At 61.4% G+C, this 5802-nt stretch carries 7 protein-coding genes; 4 read left to right on the top strand and 3 right to left on the bottom strand.

Annotated features, from left to right (window positions below):
• The 4 genes from ACNKID_RS02060 to ACNKID_RS02045 form a co-directional block, all read left to right on the top strand.
• Window positions 1–242 (top strand): hypothetical protein (locus ACNKID_RS02060; protein ID WP_417911769.1); only part of this gene is annotated, 242 nt, incomplete at its 5' end.
• A complete protein-coding gene (locus tag ACNKID_RS02055) occupies window positions 202–726 on the top strand; it encodes a hypothetical protein (RefSeq protein ID WP_417911768.1) in 525 nt (174 codons plus the stop codon). The genes ACNKID_RS02060 and ACNKID_RS02055, both read left to right, overlap by 41 nt.
• 4 nt (window positions 727–730) lie before the next feature.
• Complete coding sequence (locus ACNKID_RS02050; RefSeq protein WP_417911767.1) at window positions 731–1834, top strand: hypothetical protein; 1104 nt, start codon at window positions 731–733, stop codon at window positions 1832–1834.
• Between the two features lie 108 nt (window positions 1835–1942).
• Window positions 1943–3199, top strand: coding sequence for a molybdopterin molybdotransferase MoeA (locus ACNKID_RS02045; RefSeq protein WP_417911766.1), 1257 nt, complete (start codon window positions 1943–1945; stop codon window positions 3197–3199).
• Here ACNKID_RS02045 and mutM read toward each other — a convergent pair.
• The 3 genes from mutM to ACNKID_RS02030 are packed head-to-tail and all read right to left on the bottom strand — an operon-like array spanning window position 3126 to window position 5578.
• Window positions 3126–3983, bottom strand: a complete 858-nt coding sequence (mutM, locus tag ACNKID_RS02040) for a bifunctional DNA-formamidopyrimidine glycosylase/DNA-(apurinic or apyrimidinic site) lyase (RefSeq protein ID WP_417911765.1) — start codon at window positions 3981–3983, stop codon at window positions 3126–3128. The genes ACNKID_RS02045 and mutM overlap by 74 nt on opposite strands.
• 12 nt (window positions 3984–3995) lie before the next feature.
• Window positions 3996–4910, bottom strand: coding sequence for a biotin--[acetyl-CoA-carboxylase] ligase (locus ACNKID_RS02035; protein WP_417911764.1), 915 nt, complete (start codon window positions 4908–4910; stop codon window positions 3996–3998).
• Between the two features lie 14 nt (window positions 4911–4924).
• A complete protein-coding gene (locus ACNKID_RS02030; protein ID WP_417911763.1) occupies window positions 4925–5578 on the bottom strand; it encodes a hypothetical protein in 654 nt (217 codons plus the stop codon).
• Between the last annotated feature and the right edge of the window lie 224 nt (window positions 5579–5802).

The raw sequence follows: 5802 nt of genomic DNA, 5'->3' as shown, positions 1-5802 counted from the left end.
GAGCGGAAGCCGTCTGCCGCGTTATGGAACTCTCTCTGCTGACATCGTCCGCAGACGGCAGGCAGGACGCTCTTCCCGCCGCCTTGACTTTTCATTTTTTTTCCCTTATACCAACCAATATCAGCCCAGCTTTTTGCAGTCAGCAGCAGCGGCTTATCAATCAATGCGCCGACAAGGCGCGTCTTCTCATGGTGCGGCAACATGACTCAGCGACTTGCAGTCTGTTTGTTTGTTCTGCTTGAATGTGCATGCCCAGGCCGGCTGCAGGCCGCTCCGCTGCTGGAGATTGCCGCGCTGCAGTGGTGCGGCGACATTGCTGCGGACAGTGATCCTCAAAAGAACAAAGAGCCTGTTCAGCCGCATGAGAACGGCGGCCTCTTCAGCGGACAGAAGCTGCACCTGTGGATGAAGGTGAAAGGCGGCCAGGAAGCTCTGAACGTGCTGCGCAGCGGCGGCAAGCTGGGCATCATCCAGCGATGGAGGTACCAGCGCTACGGCGCGCAGACCGACACCATTGATGTTTCCATTGGCGGCGGATTGAGCGAGGAACTGATCAGGAAACTCCAGCAGGAGGTCGATCAGCGCGGGTATTTTGACTGGAGAACCTGGGGCGTGAAGGAGAACCTGAAAGCGGCGGAGTACAAGGTGGACTTTGTCAATGCCTTCTACTCTCCCTTGAGCTGCGCCCTGCCGCAGGGCTGCGCCATGAAGATGCGGATCAGGTGAGATCATGATCAGAGAGATGGTGAGCGGTCTGCTCACCGCCGACACTGCGGAGACGGACGAGGGAACACGCCTGAAGGAGCATGTTGCAGATGCCCAGCTGCTCTTGGCCTACGCGGCTGAAGAGGGGCTGCATGTTGAGCAGCAGCTGGTCAGCGACATCATCAGCTCGCGCTGTCATCTGCAAGACGGCAGCCTGGACCAAGCCAAGGAGGTGCAGTTCTGGACAGCCTTTGACGCGCTGTCAAAGAAGATCCGTCCTGTCAGCATCGAAAGCATCAAGGCCACGCGGCTGCGCAGGCGGCGCTCATGGCGGCTCAAGCTGCTGGACAGCTTCTTCTCTGCGGAACGAAGCGATGCCGCGCAGACAGTTCTGGTCTATCAGCGCTGGACGCTGTTCGCCTTGGTGATTCTCCTGATCGTCCAGATTTACTGGCTGGTTGGCTCGGCCATCATCACGCAGGTCACGCAGAAGCAGTCTTTTCAGGAGGAGATCACCCAGCTGGCTGATCTGATGAATCAGGCGGAGACGCTTGGCAACGCCGAGCTGGGCAGCTTGATCGGGCAGATCCGTGAGAAATACGAGAACAAGGCACTTGACATAAACAGCAGCAACACAATCTATTACAAGTCGCTGAAGGACTGGCGCAGCAACATATTCACCAACTGGATATTCAACCAGAACACAGACAAGCAGGCGCAGACGGATCAGGAGGATTATTCCAAGGTCGGCTACATCGAGGCGCGGCAGTCGGCGCAGCTTATCCTCCAGCCGATTCAGCAGTACATCCTGCCCCTGCTCTACGGTTGGATCGGTGCGCTGGCCTACGTGCTGCGCAGCATCAACCGGGAGATCAAAGAAATAACCTACACCAGCCAGTCGAACGAGCATTACCGGCTGCGGACGCAGCTCGGCGCGCTTTCCGGGCTGGCCGTGGGCTGGTTTCTCTCGGTTGATCCAGAAGATTATGCCGCCCAGAACTCCTTCTCGTTCGGCAGCCTTTCTCCCTTGGCTCTGTCCTTCTTGGCCGGATACAGCGTGGAGCTGCTCTTTTCGGCCATGGACAAGATTGTGGAGGCGTTTTCCTCCTCGCCGCAGAAACCCGCCTGAGGCGGCATCCTGCTCGTCTTTCAGCTGCGCTCCAGCCTGGCGCGCGGTCTCCCGCTTTGCTTGCTGGGCCAATTTCATGAAAACACATAGTCCCCAAGGGCCTGCATTGTGAAGCCCTGCCGCCCGCAGCTCGAACTCTCCCTTGCCGATGCCCAGGCCGCCATTGCCGCGCAGCTTGCTCCGCTGGCGGCGGAAAGCGTGCCGCTGCGTCTCGCTCAAGGAAGAATCTGCGCCGCTGACTGCTTGGCCAGACTCTCCATCCCGTCCTGCGATCAGTCAGCCAGAGACGGCTTTGCCGTGGCCGCCGCGCCGCTGTTTGCCGAGCAAGGCTTTGCTGTTTTTCACATAGCCGGAGAAATTGCCGCTGGATGCGCTGCGGCGAACACGCTCGCTCCAGGACAAGCCTTCCGCATCATGACCGGCGCGGCAGCACCGTTCGGAACAGCGCGGGTGCTGCCCTTTGAGGTCTGCCAAGAGAAGGACGGTCACGTGCATGCGCCGCTGGCAGAGCTTGCGACTGCGCAGCGGCAGATACGCTGTCAGGGCTGCGAGGTGCGGAGCGGCCAGGTGCTGGCTGCTGCTGGAACGAGGCTGCTGGCCGATCATCTCCGCCTGCTGGCGGAGGACGGATGCGAGGAAGTCGCGGCGCATCGTCGCCCAAGAGCCGTGGTCGTCTGCACAGGCAGCGAGCTGGCCCAAGCTGGGATGCCGCTGCCGACAGGCGGGAAAATCTCCGGCAATGGCGCACTGCTGGCCGCGCTGCTTGAAGCGCAGGGCTGCGTCTGCGTCCGCGCTCTTGTCGCCAGAGATGATGCGGACAGTCTCGCCGCGCTGCTGACAGAGAGGATGGAACAGGATCAGCCTGATTTGATCATCACCACAGGCGGCATGGGGCCGGGCAAATTTGATCTCACCGAGCAGGTCTTTGACCAGCTTGGCGGCGAGATGGTTTGCAACCGCCTGCGGCTGCGGCCAGGCCGGGCTACACTCTTCGGTCTGCTGAATGGCAGGCTGCCGTTTTTTGGCCTGCCTGGTCCGCCGCCAGCAGTGCGCCTGCTCTTTCATGAGCTGGTCATGCCGGCTCTGGCCCGGCTGCAAGGGGAGGACATGGCTGGCGGCTTGCTCAGGGCGCGGCTGGATGGTCCGCCGCCTGCCTTGCAGCCAGATTGCACGGTGCTGAAAAGCGCGGTCGCCTGGGCGGATGAGGAGGGACAGCTGCGGGCGCGTCCGACAGAAGGACTGGAGCCGCCCAACGCCATTCTGCACCTGCGCAGCGGAGAGGAGGGGCTGGTCAGTCTCCGGCTGATCGGGCCGCTGGCTGCGGCTGGCAGCGAGGGCAGAAGAAGGCAGCCCGTCCGCCGATGACCTCTTTGCGGATTGTCTGCCCGCAGCGCAGGCAGGGCTGATCCTGTCGGCCATAGACTGAGAGCTGAAGCTGGAACCAGCCTGGCTGGCCGTTGGAGCCGAGAAAGTCGCTGACCGTGGACCCGCCTGCGGCAATCGCCCGTTGCAGGATGTCAACCGCAGTGGTGACGACACGCCGCCATTGCGCCATGCTCAGGCTGCCTGCCGGGGTTTGGGGATGAACTCCGGCGGCAAAGAGGGTCTCGTTGGCATAGATATTGCCCAGCCCGGCAATGAGCTTGGCATCCATGAGGAAAAGCTTGACCGCCTGCCTGCGCTTCTCAGCCAAGCGGGCCAGCGTTTCGGGGGTGAAATCGGGACCAAACGGCTCGATGCCTTGGCTGCGGCTGAAGGCATCCTCCAGCCGCGCCGCCTCTGCTGCTGGCCAGACCGACACGAGGCCGAAACGGCGGGCATCGTTGAAGCGCAGCTCTGTCCCATTCTCCAAACGCAGGCAGAGATGGTCGTGCGTCCTCCGCGCCGCTGCCTGGGGAAAGATGCCCAGCTTGCCGGTCATGCCCAGATGCACAAGCAGCACGCTGCCGCTGTCCATGCGGATGAGCAGATATTTCGCCCGCCGGTCAAGGCTGGCGACTGCGCCGCCGCAAATTTCCTGCTTCAGCAGCTGGATGGGCATCGGCTGGCGCAGCCGCTGTCCTGACCAGGAAACACCAGTTACAGTCCGGCCCGGCAGATGCGGCAGCAGACCTTGGCGGGTCACTTCAACTTCCGGCAGTTCAGGCATGATGCGCTGCGCTCACAGATAAACAATTTCCCCGGAATACTCCACCACTCTGCCGCCGTCATCCAGCTCCATGACCAAGCCGCCGCAGGGATCAAGCCCGACAGCTTCTGCCCGGAAGAGCGGCTTCTGCTGCACGTCAAAGCCGTACTCCACCCGGCGGCCTACAGTGTCGCTCAAGGACTGCCACGCATTGAGCAGAAGCGGCTTTCTCCCGTCCTCGCAGCTTTGACCCTCGCGCAGGGCCTGCTCCTCATCGTAATGCAGCAGACCGACAGCCCAGCTCAGTTCAGCCAGCAGCTGGCCAGCCAGCTTAGCCCGGTCAACGTCATCGCCCAGCAGTTCAGTCAGACTGACTGCGCTGGCTTGCAGCTCGGCTGGGAACTCCCTGTTGTTGGCATTCAAACCAATGCCGATGAGATGATAGCGGTCTTGATTGGGCCGGAGAACAGTGGAGCAGAGGATGCCCGCGATTTTCCGTCCGTCCACCAGCACATCATTGACCCATTTCAGGCGGGCATCAAGACCATAGAGCCTGACCGTGCGGCAGCAGGCCAGCCCGGCGGCAAAGGGCAGCAGGCGGCTGAACTCCGGCACAAGGACATCCGGCCACGCTGCAGTGAGCCAGATGCCGCCAGGCGGAGCGTGCCAATGGCGCTCAAAGCGGCCCAGCGACTGACTGAGGCTGTCAGCCAGCACTGCCGCCCCTGCGGGCAGGGCTGTTCCCCGCGCCTCCGCCTCAGCCATGAGCTGCTGAAGGCGGCTCATGCAGCGGTCAAGCTGGGCGTGATGCTCCAGCAGCAGGCCCAGCGGCGCACCGTAGGCAAGAATCTTCGCTGTCTCTTCGGCAGGAAAAGCGGACATCTGCTGCAGCGCGGCGAGATGCCGCAGCCGGTGCCGCTGCGCCTCTTCTTGGAACGAAGACAACATTCAATGCGGCAAAGCTAATCCCACTCGGCCTTCACCCGTGTGATCACCTTCTGCACCAGCGGGTATTTCTCCTCTGGGCAGATGCCGAGCAGCGGCGCACCTTGGTTGATGCTGTCGCCGGGATTGAAATAGATTGAGTGAATAAGCCCTTCTTCGCCGCTGTAATACACTGGGGTGTCACGTTTCATCAGCGACATGGTGATGATCTCGTCGCCGGGCTTGATGAAGATCGAACGCGCCCCTTTCTGATCAATCCGGCTTTGGATGTCGAGCGAGAAATAATAGCGCGCCCGCTCCGGTGCCCGGAAAATGAACAGCACTTCCTGAAGAATGGCTTCAATCACCTCTTTCTTCTTCAGCGGATGACGGATGGTGAGCAGCTTCTCGCCCGCCTCGACAAACTGGCCGTCCAGCTCGCGGCAGACAGAGGCCACAGCACCGTTGGTTTTGGCGGTGATCACCTTGCTGTTGCGCTCGCGCTCAATCTGATACAGCGGCGTGCCCGGCTTGTGCTGCCACTCGCCGGAAACGCCCTCCACAGGGCTGTCCTCCTTGGCGAGAAAGCGCACGGTGCCGGTGTGCACGGCGCGGACATCAATATAATGATAGGGATCCGAACGGTAGCGGCTGATGATCTCGTCAAAATGAATTTCCTGCTGGGCGGACATGGCGTTCAGGTGCTGGCTTGAGTTTGCGAGAAAAAACCGGCGGACGCAGCAGCGCGCGCCGGTGATCTTGAGCTGGCATTGTACCCTCCGGCAAAAGAGAGGGCAAGGCTGTTTGCAGCTCAGGGAGTCATGCAGGCGGCGTTGAGCAGGCCGCAGCAGAAGGAGATCAGGCCAAGGAAGATGCCCTGCGCGGTCTTGCCGTCCTGAATATCCTCCTCCAAGCC

The sequence above is a fragment of the Candidatus Electronema sp. TJ genome (assembly GCF_048287355.1).
Classification (GTDB): Bacteria; Desulfobacterota; Desulfobulbia; order Desulfobulbales; family Desulfobulbaceae; genus Electronema.
Note: the sequence above shows the minus strand (reverse complement) of the source record. Positions and strands in the feature narration are given on the sequence as shown.